This is a genomic window from Brevundimonas sp. Soil_N_31 (assembly GCF_057655995.1).
Genome location: NZ_JBDGLE010000001.1, coordinates 516,343 through 532,253 on the forward strand (window position 1 = coordinate 516,343; position 15,911 = coordinate 532,253).

Below are 15,911 nucleotides of genomic sequence, written 5' to 3' on the forward strand. Positions count from 1 at the left end.
GCCTGCCTCTTACTCTGGCGCGCCGTCGTTCGGCAGTTTGGCCAGGCTCGGCCGCTCGGCGCTCTTGGACGCCGCCACGCGCTCGACCGCGCGCATGACGCGCAGCAGGTTCTCGCCCGAGATCTTGCGGATGTCGGCCTCGCTCCAGCCGCGGCGCATCAGTTCGGCCAGCAGGCGCGGATAGCCGTCCACGCCCTCCAGGCCGACCGGCAGGCTGTCCACGCCGTCATAGTCGCCGCCCAGGCCCACGTGGTCGATGCCCGCCACGTCGCGGACGTGCTGGATGTGGGCGATGACGTCGTCCATCGTCGCCTTGGGCGCCGGGTTGGCGGCGTTCCAGGCGTCCATGCCCGCCTTGACCGCAGCGGGATCGCCGGGGTTGAGGGCCGTCAGCCGCGTCATCTCCGCGCCGCGCGCCGCGCCCGAAGCCCGCACGGCCTCGCTGACGAAGCCCGGCACGAAGGTCACCATCACGATGCCGCCGTTGCCCGCCATCTGGCGCAGCACCGCGTCAGGCACGTTGCGCGGATGGGCCGTCACCGCCCGCGCCGAGGAGTGGGAGAAGATCACCGGCGCCTCGGACACGCGAATGGCGTCGACCATGGTGTCCTCGGACACGTGGCTCAGATCGACCATCATGCCCAGACGGTTCATCTCGCGGACCACGTCTTCGCCGAAGGCGTTCAGCCCATTCCACTTGGGAGCGTCCGTGCCGCTGTCGGCCCAGGTCGTGCTCTTGGAATGGGTCAGCGTCATGTAGCGCGCGCCCGAATCGTAGAACTCGCGCAGCAGGCCCAGGGAGTCGTCGATCGAATAGCCGCCCTCCATGCCGATCAGGCTGGCGATCTTGCCCGCGCGATGGATGCGGACCAGGTCGTCGGCCGTGGTGGCGATCTCGAAGGTCTCGGGGTGGGCGGCGACGATGCGCTTGACCGTGTCGATCTGCTCGAAGGTGGCCTTGGCGGCGTCGACCGGCGCCATGCTGGCGGGGACATAGACCGACCAGAACTGACCGCCCACGCCCCCGGCGCGCAGACGCGGAATATCCGTATGCAGGCGCGTCGAGGTCGACAGATTCGCATTCAGATCAACGCCGTGCGGATCATTCCCAAAGCCTTGACGCAAGGCCCACGGCAGGTCGTTGTGCCCGTCGATCAGGGGCGTGCGCTTCAGAATCTGCATCACGCGCGCCTCTTGAGGCTGAGACGTTTGAGCCAGAACCGGTCCGGCCAGAACGGCGACGGAAGCGGCGGCCAGCAGGCTGGCGCGCAAGGCGATGCGGATCATGATTTCCCCTCTGAACTACAGACCCGCCCGGTCGCCCCACGGCGCCGCTTTACGGGCGCCGCACGCTGGCACAAGCGCGACGCTGTGGGAACCGTCCGTAGGCATCGTTTGCACCGCGCCTTGTGATCTGGATCAAGGCCCCCTCGCCCGCGCTGCGGCATCAGGCTCGCATCCGCGCACCCCGCCGGACTATTCAGAAAGGCCGCGTCATGGTTGAAGCCCTCATGATCCAAGCTGACCCCGCCCTGATGATTGAGCGCCGCGAGCGCGCCCGCGTCTGGTTCGAGACCCTGCGCGACAAGATCCACGCCGGTTTCGAGGCGCTGGAAGACGCCGCCCCCGCCGAACTGTTCGCCGGCGAACCCGGCCGCTTCGTCCGCACGCCCTGGGACCGCAAGGAAGGCGGCGGCGGCGTCATGGGCATGATGCACGGCCGCCTGTTCGAAAAGGTCGGCGTCCACTGCTCGACCGTCCACGGAACCTTCCCCGCCGACTACGCCAAGAACGTGCCGGGCGCCGAGGAAGACCCGCGCTTCTACGCCACCGGCATCAGCCTGATCTGCCATCCGGTCAGCCCGCGCGTGCCTGCCGTCCACATGAACACCCGCCTGATCTCGACGACCAAGACCTGGTTCGGCGGCGGCGGCGACCTGACGCCCGTGCTGGACGCGGACCGGCGTGACGACCACCCCGACACCGTGGACTTCCACGCCGCCATGAAGGGCGCCTGCGACGCCTTCGACCCGACCTGGCACGCCAAATACAAGCAGTGGTGCGACGAGTATTTCTTCCTGCCCCACCGCAATGAACCGCGCGGCACCGGCGGCATCTTCTACGATCACCACGACAGCGGCGACTGGGAGCGGGACTTCGCCTTCACCCAGGCGGTCGGCGAGGCCTTCCTGAAGGTCTACTCGGACATCGTCGCCCGCCGGATGCACGAGCCCTGGACCGACGACGAGCGCGAGGAACAGTTGATCCGTCGCGGCCGCTACGTCGAGTTCAACCTGCTCTACGACCGCGGCACAATGTTCGGGCTGAAGACGGGCGGCAACGTCGAGTCGATCCTCAGCTCCATGCCGCCCGTGGTGAAGTGGCCCTGACCACGCACGCCGCTCAGGCTGAAACCTGATCCGTCTCGACAATCACCGCCGCCTGGATCGCTTGGGTCAGGGCGGCGACTGTCAGGGGCTTGGTCAAGTGCCCGTCCGATCCCGCCGCCCGCCCCGCCTCTACATGCTCGCTCATGGCGTTGGCGGTGAGCATCAGAACCGGCGTACGCGCAGCGCCGGTGAGGCGCTCATGCTCGCGAATGCCGGAGGTGGCCGTCAGGCCGTCCATCACCGGCATCTGCATGTCCATCAGCACCAGATCGAACCCGCCCTGCTTGAAGGCTTCCAGCGCTTCAACGCCGTTCTCGACACTGACAAGATCAACCGGCATGGCTTCCAGCATGACCTGAACAACCAGGCGGTTGGCCGGATGATCATCGGCCAGAAGGATACGCAGACGTTCGGGAGCCGCCGCCGACCGCGAAGAGGTGACGGCGGGTTCAGCCTCTTCTTCAGGCGCAGGGGGCAAGGACAGTTCAAACCAGAACCGCGCGCCTTCATCCGAAGGAGATTCGCAATCGAGCCGCCCGCCCATCAACCGAACCAGGTCTGCCGAAATCGCCAACCCCAGGCCGCTGCCGCCGAAACGACGCGTGATGGAACCGTCCGCCTGCTGAAAGCGGTGGAACATGCGCTGCTTGAAGTCCTCGTCAAAGCCAATGCCGCTGTCGCATACGGCGAATGACGCCCGGCCGTCCACAGTGCGCGTCACCTCAATCCGCACGCGTCCCGCCTCGGTGAATTTAACAGCGTTGCTCACCAGATTCGTCAGCACCTGGCGCAGACGCACCACGTCGCCGATGAAGACGGCGTCCAGAACCGGGTGCAGATCCAGCGAAAGCTCGACATCCTTCTGCATCGCCATGGGCGTCCACAAGGCCACGATCTCGCGCAGCATTCGACCCAGTTGGAACGGCGCCGCATCCAGACGAACCTCTCCGGTCTCGATCCGCACCGTGTCCAGAATATCGGACAGCAGCCGTTCCAGCGTGACGCCGGATGAGCGGATGATGTCCACCAGTTCCCGATCCTTCGGCGCCAGGTCACGGCGCGAAAGAACGTCGGCCATGGCCACGACTCCATTCAACGGCGTGCGAATTTCATGGCTCATATTGGCCAAGAACTCGCTCTTGGCCTGATTGGCTTCTTCGGCCCGCAGTTGAGCGGCCCGCAGGCGTCTGGACTGGCGTCGCTGCCAGATCACCACGAACAAGGCCGATAGAACGAACAGAAGGCCGATGCCCATGATCCAGTTCTGACCACGGATCACAGCGCGTTGAAGCTGAGTGTTGGCGCTGGCGGTCTGCAACTGGCGACGGCGCTCGGCCAGCTGTTCCTGCATGTCGCCGGTCACCTGATGTATGCCCGCGCTGAAACGCTGGGTCACCTGCATGCCGCGCTGACGCTCGTACTCACGAAGGACAGCGTAGGCTTCAGCCGACCGACCGGAGGCCTGCAGCAATTCAGCCTCGACCAAACGCTCGCGTGGATCGGCAGCGCCGTCTAGCGCCAACTCGCGCAAACGCTCCAGATCCTGCCGCGCGCCTCTCAGGTCGCCCAGTTGAGCACGCGCCATGCCTCGGATCGGCAGGATGTCCAGCGCCAGGAAAGCCTTTTGGTCAATGACGGCCTCATGCGGCTCCAGGCAGTGCAGCACGCTCTGCGGCGACTGGCGCAGGTCAGCCACGAAGGCGCACAGTGCGGCGTCATAGGCGAGGATGGTCGGGATTCCGGACCGCTCAGCCAGACGATGATGAGCGGCATAGTAGTACTGGGCCCGGACTAGGTCGCCGACCTGTACCGACATGCGCGTCAGATTGTAGAGGCTGTCGAAGTCAGGCCGCGGATAGGCCGGATTTGAGTAGTCGATTTCGAACCGGCGAAAAGCGGCGGCGGCCCCCGCCACGTCATTGAGCTTCATCAGCCCCATGCCGGTCATCTCCCACACGCCTGCGCGGGCGGTGTCGGCGAAGGGATCATCTACGGGAATGTCGGCCTCGACGGCGGTGAGCAGGCGAAGCCCCTCTCCCACGCGGTCCTGATCCATCAAGGCCAGCGCGTACAGACGGGCGGCGTGCGCTCTGACGAACCAATCCTTCGCCGTTTCCGCAGTGCGCCCCATATCGTCAGTAACCGACAGATCCCCCCGGTCGTAACGGATGGTGAGGGCGTTCAGGCGGGCGATCGCCAGGTAGCGCGGATCTTGCTCCTCACGCGCCCGTGCTTCGAGACGGCTGTTCCACAGGGCCGCCCGGTCGAAATCGCCCTGATTCAGGAAGGTCCAGGCGACGTGGTAGAGGCGGTTCAGCCCCTCGCGATCGTGGCGGGACAAGGCCTGGCGGCCGAAGTCTTCCAGCGTGTTGAAATCCGTGCGCATCGCACGGTTCTCGACGGCCCGGGCCAGTTCGACCGCAGCCGCAGGAGGCGCCGTTTCCTGAGACGCCGGCGCCTGGGCGATGGCGACCGACGCCGCCGCGGCGATCACCAGCGCGAAGCCGCTCAACAGACCACGGCGCACCAAATCCCTACTCCCGCCTGACATCAGCGCGACAGTGAGGACGAGAGATTGAGCAAGCCTTATCGCCGCGCCGCAGTCACGCCATATTTTTTTCTTCCGTGCCCGACACGCCCAGATAGTTTCGGATCCAGGCGCTGAGGATCGCCCGATCATTGGGCTGTTGCAGGCTGGCCTGCGCCTCATCGACGACATGTTCAGCGATGCGACCGCGCCGCCCCTCAGTCAAAGCCGCCGCGAAGTCGGGCTCGAACTCAGGATGGCACTGGAAGCTGATGGCGTCGTCACCCCAGGCCAGACCCGCATGAGGCGTAAAAGGGCTTGCCGCGATCACGCGCGCGTCATCGGCCAGAGCAACTACCTGATCCTGATGCGAGGCGGGAATGGACAGGGCGACGGCGGGCGGTTGCATCCAGACCTCGTCGCCGGTCACTTCATAAGCGTGCAGGCCTACGCCCCAGCCGCGATCCGATTGTTCGACGCGCCCGCCGAAGGCCTGAGCCAGTATCTGATGGCCGAAGCAGATGCCGACCAATCGCGTCTTGCCGCGCGCGTCGCGCAACCACTCGGCCAAAGGCTCAATCCAAGGCAGGTCTTCATAGACGCCCGCCGCAGAGCCCGTGACGATGGCCCCGGCGAAGGCGGCCGGATCATCCGGCAACTCGCCCGCCTGGACGTCGAAGCGACGCGTGACGACGCCTTCGCCCAGCAGGGCGCGAAACTGGTCGACATAATCGCCGTGTTCCGCGACGAGATCCGCAGGCGGACGTCCGGTCTCAAGAATGGCTATGACGGTCATGCTCGATTTTCACTTCTGAAGACACATGGGGAGGAGGCGTCGCCCCTTGGATTGGGGTAGAAGCCAAGGGAACGCAATGGGACGAACCGTCATGGCCCCAACCGACGATCCGGTCGTGCTGATCAACATCTTCAAGTGCGACCCGCGCCACCTTGATCAGTTGATCGAACGCCTGACCGCCCTGGCGCGCGTGCAGGCCGCCCTGCCCGGCTTCATCTCGGCCACCTTGCATCGCGGCTTGAACGGTCGGGTGGCCGCCAATCATGCGGTCTGGGCCAGCGCCACGGACTGGAAGGCCATGACGCGACACCCTCAGGTCGTGGCGATCATGGGATCCATCCTGGCCATCGCCACATTCGAACCTCACCTGTATGAGCCCGGCGAGGTGACGAGCGCCTAGCCCGCGCGCCAGACTTCCGCGCGAGCGCCCGCGTCGCCCAATGTCGCAGCGACCCACCCGCATATCTCGGCGGCGGCAGCCTCGGCGCCCGAAGGCGCATTGACCAGCGTCATGGTGCAGCCGTTCATCTTCATGGGGTTGCTCAGAGGCCTCAACCGCGCTTCCGCCACCAGAATCCGCCCCGCCTTCGCCTGCTCCAGACGCCGGATAAAGCCGTCGAACGTCTCCATATCCTTCAGCGGCGTCCAGATCGCCACCACGGCCGACGGATCGTGACGGACCACGGCGGCGGCCGTTTCGGCCGAACGAACGTAGTCATCGGGCCGTTCGAACGGCGGATCAATCAGGATCAACGGAGCCGTTTCAGTTCTGGCCGCCGCGACTGCGCCGTCATAGCCGTCGCCCCCCTGCCCTGTCGCATTGGGCCAGCCGGTCAGGGCTTCGGCCAGCATGAGTTCGACCGGCGGGTTCAGCTCGAAACCACGATAGACGTCGCCAGATCTCAATGCGCGGGCGATCAGAATCGGCGAACCGGGATAGAATCGCGTGCCGCCGTTCGGATTGAGGGCCGCGACCTCGGCCGCCAGGGCTTCGATCAGCGGCGGACGGTCAGCGGACGACATCAGCCGCGCCACCCCGGCTTCTGCTTCCTTAGAACGCGCGCCGTCGCCTGACAGATCGTAAAGCCCCGCGCCCGCGTGGGTGTCCAGCACCGTCACCGGCCCTCTGGCCTGACGCTCCTTCAGCAGCCACAGCACCAGGGCGTGCTTGACCAGGTCGGCGAAGTTTCCGGCGTGAAAGCTGTGGCGATAATTCATGGTCGCTCGTCTCCCGCCTACGTCATCAGGTCAAGTCGTATAAGAGGGGCCGACGCCCCGGCTTCAGGATACGCCATGCTGATCGACCACCCCATCCTCTCCGACGAGGACAGAACTCCGTCCGCCGCCATCGCCGAGACGGCTGAGGACGGTCTGACCCTGCGCGAACAGCACGGGCGCGGCGGCACCGAGATCGGGGCGCGCCGCGCCGAACAGCTGATGGCGCGCGCGCCGCTCAGCGATCGGGACATCAAGTCGATGTACAGCTATTTCGCCCGTCACGCGGTGGACAAGCACGGCCGCTATTGGGCCGACCCCGTCAAGCCCTCGGCGGGCTACATCGCCTGGCGCCTGTGGGGCGGGGACGAGGCGCGCGACTGGGTCAACAGCCTGCGCGCCCGCCTTCGCGAAGTCGGAATTTAAAGCCCGCTCAGTCGGCCCAGTTCAGGACGACCTTGCCCGACTTGCCGGACTTCATGGCCTCGAAGCCCGCCTCGAAGTCCTGATAGGACATCTGGTGGGTGATCAGCGGCGTCAGGTCCAGACCGGCCTTCAGCAGGCCCAGCATCTTGCGCCAGGTGGTGAACATCTCGCGGCCATAGACGCCCTTGATGGTCAGAGCCTTCAGGATGATCGCGCCCCAGTCCGTCTCCATCGGCTTGGAGGGAATGCCCAGCAGGGCCATGCCGCCGCCCATGATCAGGGTGTCAACGCACTGCTTGAAGGCGACGGGCGACCCCGACATCTCCAGCGCCACGTCGAAGCCGACCTTCAGACCCAGCTCATGCATGACGTCGCGCAGGTCTTCCTTGGTGGTGTTCACCGTGCGCACGCCCGGCGCAACCTTCTGCGCAAGTTCCAGGCGGAAGTCGTTGATATCGGTCAGAACTACGGTGCGAGCGCCCGCGTGGCGCGCCACGGCGGCGGCCATCATGCCGATGGGACCGGCGCCGGTGACCAGCACGTCTTCGCCCAGCAGATCGAACTGCTGCGCCGTGTGCACGGCGTTGCCGAACGGGTCCAGGATCGAGCCGATCTCATAGGGCACGTCGTCCGGCAGCTCGATGACGTTGAAGGCCGGGGCCACGACGTATTCGGCGAAGGCGCCCTGGCGGTTCACGCCGATGCCGCGGGTGTCGGGGTCCAGGTGGAAGTGACCGGCGCGTGCCGCTTCGGAGTTCAGGTCGATGACGTGCCCTTCGGCCGAGACGCGCTGGCCGACCTTCAGGCGACGGTCCACGTCCTTGCCGATGGCGACGATCTCGCCGGCGAACTCGTGGCCGGTGATCATCGGCACGGGCACGTTCTTCTGGGACCACTCGTCCCAGTTCCAGATGTGGATGTCGGTGCCGCAGACGGCGGTGCGGTGCACCTTGATCAGCACGTCCTCATCGCCCGCGACGGGAATGGGGGCGTCGATCAGTTCCAGCCCTTCGGCCGGTTTCGTCTTGGCCAGGGCCTTCATCATGTCAGCCATGTCGTTTCCTCAAACGCTTATTTAATTCCGGCACGGCCGGTCGCCCGGCCATGACGATACAGGCGAACGCCTATTTGATGACGCCCAGTTCCTTGCCCGCCTGGGTGAAGGCGGCCACGGCGGCGTCGATCTGCTCGAAGGTGTGGGCCGCCGACATCTGGGTGCGGATGCGGGCCTGGCCGCGCGGCACCACCGGGAAGCTGAACCCGATGACGTAGACGCCCAGCTCCAGCAGGCGCGCCGCCATGTCCTGCGCCAGCTTGGCGTCGCCCAGCATGACCGGGATGATCGGGTGCTCGCCCGGCAGCAGGTCGAAGCCCGCCTCCGCCATGGCCGAGCGGAACCGCGCCGCGTTGGCGAACAGCTGGGTGCGCAGCTTGTCGCCCTCATCCCCCGCGGCGATGCGGATGGCCTCCAGCGACGAGCCGCAGACGGCGGGCGCCAGGGCGTTGGAGAACAGATAGGGCCGCGCCCGCTGCTTCAGCAGCTCCACCACGCTCGACCGGGCGCAGATGAAGCCGCCCATGGCCCCGCCCAGCGCCTTGCCGAAGGTGCCGGTGACGAAGTCGACTTCGACGCCGCAATGCGAAAACGAGCCCTTGCCCTTGTCGCCCAGGAAGCCGGTCGCATGGCAGTCGTCGACCATGATCAGGGCCTGATACTGGTCAGCCAGGGCGCGGATCTGGTCGATCTTGCCGATGTAGCCGTCCATCGAGAAGGCGCCGTCGGTGGCGATGATGATGTTGCGGGCGCCGGCGGCGCGCGCCTCCTTCAGCTTAGCCTCCAGATCGGCCATGTCCGAGTTGGCGAAGCGGTAACGCTGGGCCTTCGACAGACGCACGCCGTCGATGATGGAGGCGTGGTTCAGGCTGTCCGAGACGATGGCGTCCTCGGCCCCGAACAGCGGCTCGAAGATGCCGCCGTTGGCGTCGAAGGCGGCGGCGAACAGGATGGCGTCCTCAAAGCCGAGGTAGTCGGCGATCGCGCGTTCCAGCTCCTTGTGGATCTCCAGCGTGCCGCAGATGAAGCGGACCGAGGCCGTGCCCGCGCCCCACTTCTGCTGCGCCTTGATCCCGGCCTGCGCGACGCGCTCGTCGCCCGCCAGCCCCAGATAGTTGTTGGCGCAGAAGTTCAGCACGTCACGGCCGTTGACCGAGATCACCGGCCCCTGACGCGAGGCGATGACGCGCTCGGGCTTGGTCAGCCCCTGGGCGTGGATGTCAGCCAGTTCGGCGGAGACGCGGTCGTAGAAAGCCAGGTTCGTATCTTGGGTCATGCGTGCTCCGCTACGCTGAATTCGGGCGGGTTTGAACCCCTAGTTTGCGGGCGTCGAAGCCGGCTGAGCCGAGGCCTCGGCGACAGGCCGCAGGGGACTGACCTCAACCTGCCCGCCGCAAGGCGTAAAGGCCAGCGGCAGGGCGATCGCCGTCGCCGCGCCCGGCGCCGTCACGCGCACCGTCTTGGCCGAGGGGCAGGTCGTCTCGCCCTTGTCTTCATGCGGAATGACGGTCCAGGCCAGATCGAACCAAGCGGCCTGTTGCGGGCGGATTTCCACCGGCGCCGGCGCGCGCCCCTCGGCGAGATAGCTTCTCGGCGCCTGAACCGCGCGCACGCCGGTCATCAGCTTGCCGTCGCCGTCCAGCAGGCTGACGGACGGATAGCCGGTCACGGTGCAGGCGTTGGGTCCGGCGTTCCGCAACGCCAGGGTGGTGAGGCGATGCCCCATGCCCGCGTCGCCGCCCTCGACCGTCAGGCGGAGATTCTCGGCGGCGCACGGCGCGCCCGACGGCGGCGGGGCCACGGCGGCGACCGGACGGCTACAACGCTCGATGACGACGCTGCCGGCCTGATCGCCCTGACCCGCGCGGCTGAGCATGCCGCTCTCCAGTTCGCCCCGGCTGGCCGTATGCCATTCCAGCCCCTGCCCCGCATATCGAGCGCCGCTGGCCGAGACGACGTTGGTCAGGACGTAATCCTTGCCTTCATAGGACACGCGGGCGGTCTGGGCGTCGGGATAGGCGACGGCGATCGTCTTGCCGCTTTCGCAGGCATAGCCGACGGCGGCGACGCTCTGAGCCGCCGGCGCCTCGATCGGCGAGGTCGGCTCCGCCGGCTTTTCCCGAGAACACCCGGCGGCCAGCAACCCGAACGCAGCGGTCACGGCGATGGTCTGGAACGTGGCGGATCTGGTCATGGCGGCCCCCTTGCTGCTGCGACCCTGCTGCAACGTCGAGGGCTTGTGAAGGCTCCGCTTGGACGAAATCGTCAGGGAACGGTTGCGTAATGATATACTATAACATATCAAGCCTTCCATCATTGTAACGGGGATGCGTGACATGCGATTTCGGACCTTCCTGCTGACCGCCGCGGGGGCGGCGGCGCTGACCAGCCTGGGCGTCGCTGCGCCTGCTTTCGCCGAAGACGTCGTGCAGCGTCAGTCCCAGAGCGACCCGCACGATCACACGCCCCGCGCCGCCGAGGCCTATGAGGTGGACGAGGTCGTGGTGCGCGCCCTGCCCCTGGGCCGCGCAGGCGACGACGTCGGCTCGCACGTCGCCCTGCTGAGCGGCGACGAGCTGGTTCACCGGCGCCAGTCGACGCTGGGCGACACTCTCAGCAGCATCCCCGGCGTCAACTCCGACACCTTCGGCGGGGGGGCCAGCCGCCCGGTGGTGCGCGGCCAGACCTCGCCGCGCGTCAAGGTGCTGAGCGAAGGCGCGGGCCTGATGGACGCCTCCGAGGTCTCGCCCGACCACGCGGTCAGCGGCGAGCCCCTGCTGCTGGAAGGCGTCGAGATCCTGCGCGGCCCGGCGGCCCTGCTCTACGGCGGCGGCGCCATCGGCGGCGCGGTCAACCTGCTGGACAAGAAGATCCCGACCCGCATCCCGGCGAACGGCGGCGAGGGCGTGGCCGAATACCGTCGCGGCTCGGTCGATGACGAGGAAGCGGGCGTGGTCGGCCTGACGGTCGGCGCCGGCAACTTCGCCTTCCGCGTCGAGGCGGCCGCGCGAAAGTCGGACGACTACAAGGTTCCCGGCTGGGACGAGCCGCGCCTGGACGGCTCCTACAACGAGACCTCGACGGCGACGCTCGGCGCCTCATGGATCGGGTCGCGCGGCTATCTGGGTGCGGCCTATACGGAACAGACCAGTCGCTATGGCCTGGCCGGTCACAGCCATGAATATGAGGGTTGCCACCCGCACGGCGACCACCTGCACTGCGGCGGCGGCCACGACCACGGTCACGACGACGATCATGGCCACGGCGACGACGATCACGGGCATGAGCATGAAGGCGAGCACGACCACGCCGCCCCCGAGGTCCGCCTGAAGAGCCGCCGTGTCGATCTGCGCGGCGAACTGCGCGACCCGCTGCCGGGCATCGAGAACGTGCGCCTGCGCGCCGGCTACACCGACTATGAGCACAGCGAGCTGGAAGAAGGCGTCGTCTCGACCACCTTCACCAACAAGGGCTATGACGGCCGCATCGAGGCCCAGCACCGCGAGATCGCCGGCTTCAAGGGCGTGGTCGGCCTGCAACTGAGCAAGAGCGACTTCGCCGCCGTCGGCGAGGAGAGCTTCCTGGCCCCCAGCACGACCAAGAACACCGGCCTGTTCGTGATGGAGGAATACGAGATCGGCCTGTGGCACCTGGAAGGCGCCCTGCGTCAGGAATGGCAGGAGGCCTCCGCCATCGGCCTACCCGATGTCGAGCACAAGCCCTTCTCCATCTCGGGCGCGGCGGTGTGGCACTTCACCCCCGGCTGGTCCGGCGCCGTGTCGCTGTCCCGTTCGCAACGCGCGCCCTCGGCCCAGGAGCTCTACGCCGACGGCGTCCACCTGGCGACCAACACCTATGAGATCGGCGACTCCAGCCTGGACGTCGAGACGGCCAACTCGATCGAGCTGACCCTTCGCAAGACCGAAGGCGCCCTGACCGGCTCGGTCAGCGCCTATCACTACATCTATGACGACTACATCTTCGCCCGGACGCTGGATCAGTACGAAGACTTCCGCCTGATCCGCTACAGCCAGGCCGACGCCACCTTCACCGGCATCGAGGGCGAGCTGACGCAACAGTTCACCCCGTGGCTGTCGGGCACGGTGTTCGGCGACTACGTCCAGGGCGAGTTGAAGGGCGACGGCGGGAACCTGCCGCGCATCCCGGCGGCGCGGGCGGGCGTGCGCCTGGCCGCCTTCCAGGGGCCGTGGTCCGGCGACGTCGAATACAGCCGCACCTTCAAGCAGACCGACATCGCCGCCTTCGAGCACGAGACGCCGGGCTACGACATGGTCAACGCCACCGTCGCCTATGACGTCGATCTGGGGCCGGTGCGCTCGCAGATCTTCCTGCGCGGGACCAATCTGCTGGACGAGACGGCGTTCAACCACGCCTCCTTCCTGGCCGAGACGGCGCCCCTGCGCGGGCGCAACCTGACGGTGGGCGTGCGCGCCCGCTTCTAAGGTTTCTTCGCCATTGCAAAAAAAACGAGGGGCGGGATCCGACGGATTCCGCCCCTTCGTCCGTTGGAGTCTTGTCGGTTCGGACAGGACTAAGCCCCGCATTACAGGAGTTTAATCCAGGAGAGCGATCGCGCCCCCTTTCGGCGCACATCGTTCTTTATTCGATTCGATGCGACCGACGAGACAGGGTGTCGGTCGCGAGCGTGCCTGTTTCCCGGTTGCCTTTAGGACTCGACATGTCGCCAGTCGCCTTGCTGTTCGCCCTCGCCTCCCTGTCCCCTGCCGACACGGCGGCGCCCGCCGCCCCGCCGCAGACCGCGCCCGCCCAGACCGCCACACCCGTCCCGCAGGAGGAGCTGGACGACGGCGCCTATGACCTGGGCACGCTCGCGGCCGTCACCACCGCCCGGCGCGGCGCGGCCCTGGGCGACTATGAGCCCGAGCTGACCCTCGACGAGGAGCAGATCAAGGCCTACGGCGCCAGCAGCATCGAAGAGCTGATGACCCTGCTGGAGCCGGTGACGCGCAGCTCGCGCGGCGGCTCGCCGGTCTTCCTGGTCAACGGGCGGCGCATCTCTGGCTTCCGCGAGATTCGCGGCATCCCGCCCGAGGCCATCGAGCGCACCGAGATCCTGCCCGAAGAAACCGCCCTCTCCTACGGCTACAGCGCCGACCAGCGGGTCGTGAACTTCGTGCTGAAGGCCGACTTCCGCTCCGTGACCATGCAGGCCACTGCGCGCCGTCCCGACCAGGGCGGCCGCACCATGACCGACCTGGAAAGCAACATCCTGCGCATCTCGGGCAAGCAACGCTGGACGCTGGACCTGGAATACGAACGCGACACGCCCCTGTTCGAGACCGAGCGCAACATCACCCGCGACGGGACGCCCTATGATCTGATGGGCAATGTCACCGCACCGGGCGGCGGCGAGATCGACCCCGCCCTGTCGGCCCTGCTGGGCCAGGGCGTGACGACCGCCTCGGTCGGCGCGAGCGCGGCGGGCGGCGCCGCCCTGTCCGACTTCGGCGTCGGACCGCGCACCGACGACCTGACCGCCTATCGCACCTTGTCGCCCAAGCGTGAGAACAGCTCCATCTCCGGCTCCTTGGTGCGCGACCTGAACCAGACCATGTCCCTGACGCTCAGCGGCGAACTGGAGGATACGTCCAGCTTCTCCTACCTGGGCCTGCCGGGCCTCAGCCTGGCCCTGCCCTCGGCCAGCCCCTATTCGCCCTTCGCCAGCGACGTGCTGCTGCACCGCTATGTCGATGCGCCCGGCGCGCTGGGGCGGCAGACCGACACCATGTCAGGCCAGCTGGGCTTCCTGGTCGACGGCTATCTCGGCGACTGGCGCTGGACGGTGAACGGCGGCTACGACCGCACCGAGACCAAGACCCGCACCGGCCGCGGCCTCAACGACGACGCCCTTCAGGCGGGCGTAACGGCGGGAACGATCGACCCGTTCGGCGACCTGGGCCAGTTGCCGACCAATCCGTTCGACACGGCGCGCTCCATCTCCAGCAAGACCAGCGTCGAGGGCGTCATCAACGGCACGGCCTGGGAAGGCCCGGCTGGATCGCTGACCTCGACCTTCAAGGTCGGCTTCGACAGCCAGTCGCTGGACTCCGAGAACCTGCGCTTCTCCGAGGAACAGCAGGCCAGCGTCTTCTCCGAACGCTCCTTGTCGCGCGATCGCACCAGCGCCTCGGGCAACTTCAACCTGCCCATCGCCAGCCGCGACCGCGAGGTGCTGGGCGCGCTCGGCGACCTGTCGGCCAATCTAAACCTGGCCTACGAAGACCTGTCCGACTTCGGCGGCCTGTCGGCCTATACGGTCGGGCTGAACTGGTCGCCGTGGGAGCCGGTCAACTTCACCGCCAGCTGGGCCGACGAGCAAAAGGCCCCGTCGATGTCGCAACTGAACGACCCGACGATCTCGACCCCGAACGTGCCCGTCTATGACTTCGCCACCGGCCAGTCGGTCAACATCGTCCGCATCGAGGGCGGCAACCCCAACCTGTCCGAAGAGACCAAGCGCGTCCTGAAGTTCGGCGTCAACCTGACCCCGCTGAAGGACAAGGATCTGCGTTTCACGGCCAACTACACCCGGACCGAGACGGAAGGCTCCATCGCCTCCTTCCCGACCATCACGCCCGAACTGGAAGCCGCCCTGCCCGAGCGGTTCACGCGCGACCCGGACGGCAATCTGCTGTCGATCGACGCCCGGCCGCTGAACTTCCAGAAGGCCGAGCAGCAGGAAATCCGCTGGGGCCTCAACTTCTCCACCGCCTTCGGTAAGCCGGACCCCGCCGCCATGGCGCGCATGAACGCGCGCAGCGGCGGCGGCCAGCGCGGGCCGGGCGGCGGCGCGCCGACGGTCATGCGCGTCGAGGGCGGCCCGCCTCCGGGAGGTCACAGCGCGGGCGGCCCGCCCCCTGGCGGCGGAATGCGGATGCAGTCTGGCGGCGGGCGCAACCGTGGCGGCGGCATGATGCCGGGCCAGGGGCGGTTCAACGTCTCGCTGTACCACACCTATCGCATCCAGGATGAGATCACGATCCGCGACGGCCTGCCGGTGCTCGACCTGCTGGACGGCGCCGCCATCGGCGCGCGCGGCGGCCAGTCCCGCAATGAAGTCCAGCTGCAGATGGGCGCCTTCAAGAGCGGCATGGGCGGCTTCCTGAACGCCAACTGGAAGGAATCCACCCGCATCAACGGCGGCTCGTCGCCCGACGACGACCTGAGCTTCTCGGACCTGACGACGGTGAACCTGAACCTGTTCGCCGACCTGTCATCGCGCGAGAACCTGGTGTCGCGCTACCCGTGGCTGAAGGGCGCCCGCGTCAGCGTCGGCGTCGAGAACATCTTCGACCAGCGTCTGAAGGTCCGCGACGGCCTGGGCGAGACGCCCCTGTCCTATCAGCCCGACTACCTCGACCCGCTGGGCCGGACGTTCAGGATCAGCCTGCGGAAGATCCTGTACTGAGGCTTGTGCTCACCCGCCGTCATCCTCGGACTTGATCCGAGGATCGAGGGGAC

Annotated in this window: 12 protein-coding genes; 5 read left to right on the plus strand and 7 right to left on the minus strand. The window is 67.2% G+C overall.

Annotated elements, in window-relative coordinates:
- Positions 1 to 9: 9 nt before the first annotated feature.
- Positions 10 to 1,287 (minus strand): dipeptidase, encoded by a 1,278-nt coding sequence (locus tag AC3A3G_RS02520; protein ID WP_125899687.1) that lies wholly within the window; start codon positions 1,285 to 1,287, stop codon positions 10 to 12.
- A 248-nt stretch (positions 1,288 to 1,535) separates the two neighbouring features.
- Here AC3A3G_RS02520 and hemF point away from each other — a divergent pair, with 248 nt between their 5' ends.
- On the plus strand, positions 1,536 to 2,390 hold the full coding sequence (gene hemF / locus AC3A3G_RS02525; protein WP_200165806.1) for an oxygen-dependent coproporphyrinogen oxidase: 855 nt from the start codon (positions 1,536 to 1,538) through the stop codon (positions 2,388 to 2,390).
- Between the two features lie 13 nt (positions 2,391 to 2,403).
- Here hemF and AC3A3G_RS02530 read toward each other — a convergent pair whose 3' ends face one another.
- A complete protein-coding gene (locus AC3A3G_RS02530; RefSeq protein WP_487487456.1) occupies positions 2,404 to 4,917 on the minus strand; it encodes a hybrid sensor histidine kinase/response regulator in 2,514 nt (837 codons plus the stop codon).
- A 76-nt stretch (positions 4,918 to 4,993) separates the two neighbouring features.
- The gene (locus AC3A3G_RS02535; protein ID WP_412877880.1) at positions 4,994 to 5,713 is read right to left on the minus strand and encodes a type 1 glutamine amidotransferase; all 720 of its coding nucleotides are present in this window, start codon (positions 5,711 to 5,713) and stop codon (positions 4,994 to 4,996) included.
- 91 nt (positions 5,714 to 5,804) lie between these two features.
- On the opposite strand from AC3A3G_RS02535, the gene AC3A3G_RS02540 reads away from it, so the two are divergent.
- On the plus strand, positions 5,805 to 6,113 hold the full coding sequence (locus AC3A3G_RS02540; protein WP_368924054.1) for an antibiotic biosynthesis monooxygenase family protein: 309 nt from the start codon (positions 5,805 to 5,807) through the stop codon (positions 6,111 to 6,113).
- Here the strand turns inward: AC3A3G_RS02540 and rlmJ are convergent.
- Positions 6,110 to 6,931 (minus strand): 23S rRNA (adenine(2030)-N(6))-methyltransferase RlmJ, encoded by an 822-nt coding sequence (gene rlmJ / locus AC3A3G_RS02545; RefSeq protein WP_368924056.1) that lies wholly within the window; start codon positions 6,929 to 6,931, stop codon positions 6,110 to 6,112. The genes AC3A3G_RS02540 and rlmJ overlap by 4 nt on opposite strands.
- A gap of 75 nt (positions 6,932 to 7,006) precedes the next feature.
- Here rlmJ and AC3A3G_RS02550 point away from each other — a divergent pair, with 75 nt between their 5' ends.
- A complete protein-coding gene (locus tag AC3A3G_RS02550; protein WP_487487457.1) occupies positions 7,007 to 7,354 on the plus strand; it encodes a hypothetical protein in 348 nt (115 codons plus the stop codon).
- A gap of 7 nt (positions 7,355 to 7,361) precedes the next feature.
- Here the strand turns inward: AC3A3G_RS02550 and tdh are convergent, their stop codons facing one another.
- The 3 genes from tdh to AC3A3G_RS02565 form a co-directional block, all read right to left on the minus strand.
- On the minus strand, positions 7,362 to 8,408 hold the full coding sequence (tdh, locus tag AC3A3G_RS02555) for an L-threonine 3-dehydrogenase (RefSeq protein ID WP_125899681.1): 1,047 nt from the start codon (positions 8,406 to 8,408) through the stop codon (positions 7,362 to 7,364).
- A gap of 70 nt (positions 8,409 to 8,478) precedes the next feature.
- On the minus strand, positions 8,479 to 9,684 hold the full coding sequence (locus AC3A3G_RS02560; protein WP_487487458.1) for a glycine C-acetyltransferase: 1,206 nt from the start codon (positions 9,682 to 9,684) through the stop codon (positions 8,479 to 8,481).
- Positions 9,685 to 9,723: 39 nt separating this feature from the next.
- Complete coding sequence (locus tag AC3A3G_RS02565; RefSeq protein ID WP_487487459.1) at positions 9,724 to 10,602, minus strand: DUF4232 domain-containing protein; 879 nt, start codon at positions 10,600 to 10,602, stop codon at positions 9,724 to 9,726.
- A gap of 142 nt (positions 10,603 to 10,744) precedes the next feature.
- Here AC3A3G_RS02565 and AC3A3G_RS02570 point away from each other — a divergent pair, with 142 nt between their 5' ends.
- Together AC3A3G_RS02570 and AC3A3G_RS02575 are read left to right on the plus strand one after the other, a co-directional pair.
- Positions 10,745 to 12,871: a TonB-dependent receptor domain-containing protein gene (locus AC3A3G_RS02570; RefSeq protein ID WP_487487460.1), complete on the plus strand. Its 2,127-nt coding sequence runs from the start codon at positions 10,745 to 10,747 to the stop codon at positions 12,869 to 12,871.
- Positions 12,872 to 13,107: 236 nt separating this feature from the next.
- Positions 13,108 to 15,858 (plus strand): TonB-dependent receptor, encoded by a 2,751-nt coding sequence (locus tag AC3A3G_RS02575; RefSeq protein WP_487487461.1) that lies wholly within the window; start codon positions 13,108 to 13,110, stop codon positions 15,856 to 15,858.
- Positions 15,859 to 15,911 lie beyond the last annotated feature (53 nt).

Coding starts and splice junctions, on each gene's coding strand:
- AC3A3G_RS02520 (WP_125899687.1), bottom strand. CDS start 1,287: ATGATCCGCATCGCCTTGCGCGCCAGCCTGCTGGCCGCCGCTTCCGTC.
- AC3A3G_RS02565 (WP_487487459.1), bottom strand. CDS start 10,602: ATGACCAGATCCGCCACGTTCCAGACCATCGCCGTGACCGCTGCGTTC.
- hemF (WP_200165806.1), top strand. CDS start 1,536: ATGATTGAGCGCCGCGAGCGCGCCCGCGTCTGGTTCGAGACCCTGCGC.
- AC3A3G_RS02540 (WP_368924054.1), top strand. CDS start 5,805: ATGGCCCCAACCGACGATCCGGTCGTGCTGATCAACATCTTCAAGTGC.
- AC3A3G_RS02570 (WP_487487460.1), top strand. CDS start 10,745: ATGCGATTTCGGACCTTCCTGCTGACCGCCGCGGGGGCGGCGGCGCTG.
- AC3A3G_RS02550 (WP_487487457.1), top strand. CDS start 7,007: ATGCTGATCGACCACCCCATCCTCTCCGACGAGGACAGAACTCCGTCC.
- rlmJ (WP_368924056.1), bottom strand. CDS start 6,931: ATGAATTATCGCCACAGCTTTCACGCCGGAAACTTCGCCGACCTGGTC.
- AC3A3G_RS02560 (WP_487487458.1), bottom strand. CDS start 9,684: ATGACCCAAGATACGAACCTGGCTTTCTACGACCGCGTCTCCGCCGAA.
- tdh (WP_125899681.1), bottom strand. CDS start 8,408: ATGGCTGACATGATGAAGGCCCTGGCCAAGACGAAACCGGCCGAAGGG.
- AC3A3G_RS02535 (WP_412877880.1), bottom strand. CDS start 5,713: ATGACCGTCATAGCCATTCTTGAGACCGGACGTCCGCCTGCGGATCTC.
- AC3A3G_RS02575 (WP_487487461.1), top strand. CDS start 13,108: ATGTCGCCAGTCGCCTTGCTGTTCGCCCTCGCCTCCCTGTCCCCTGCC.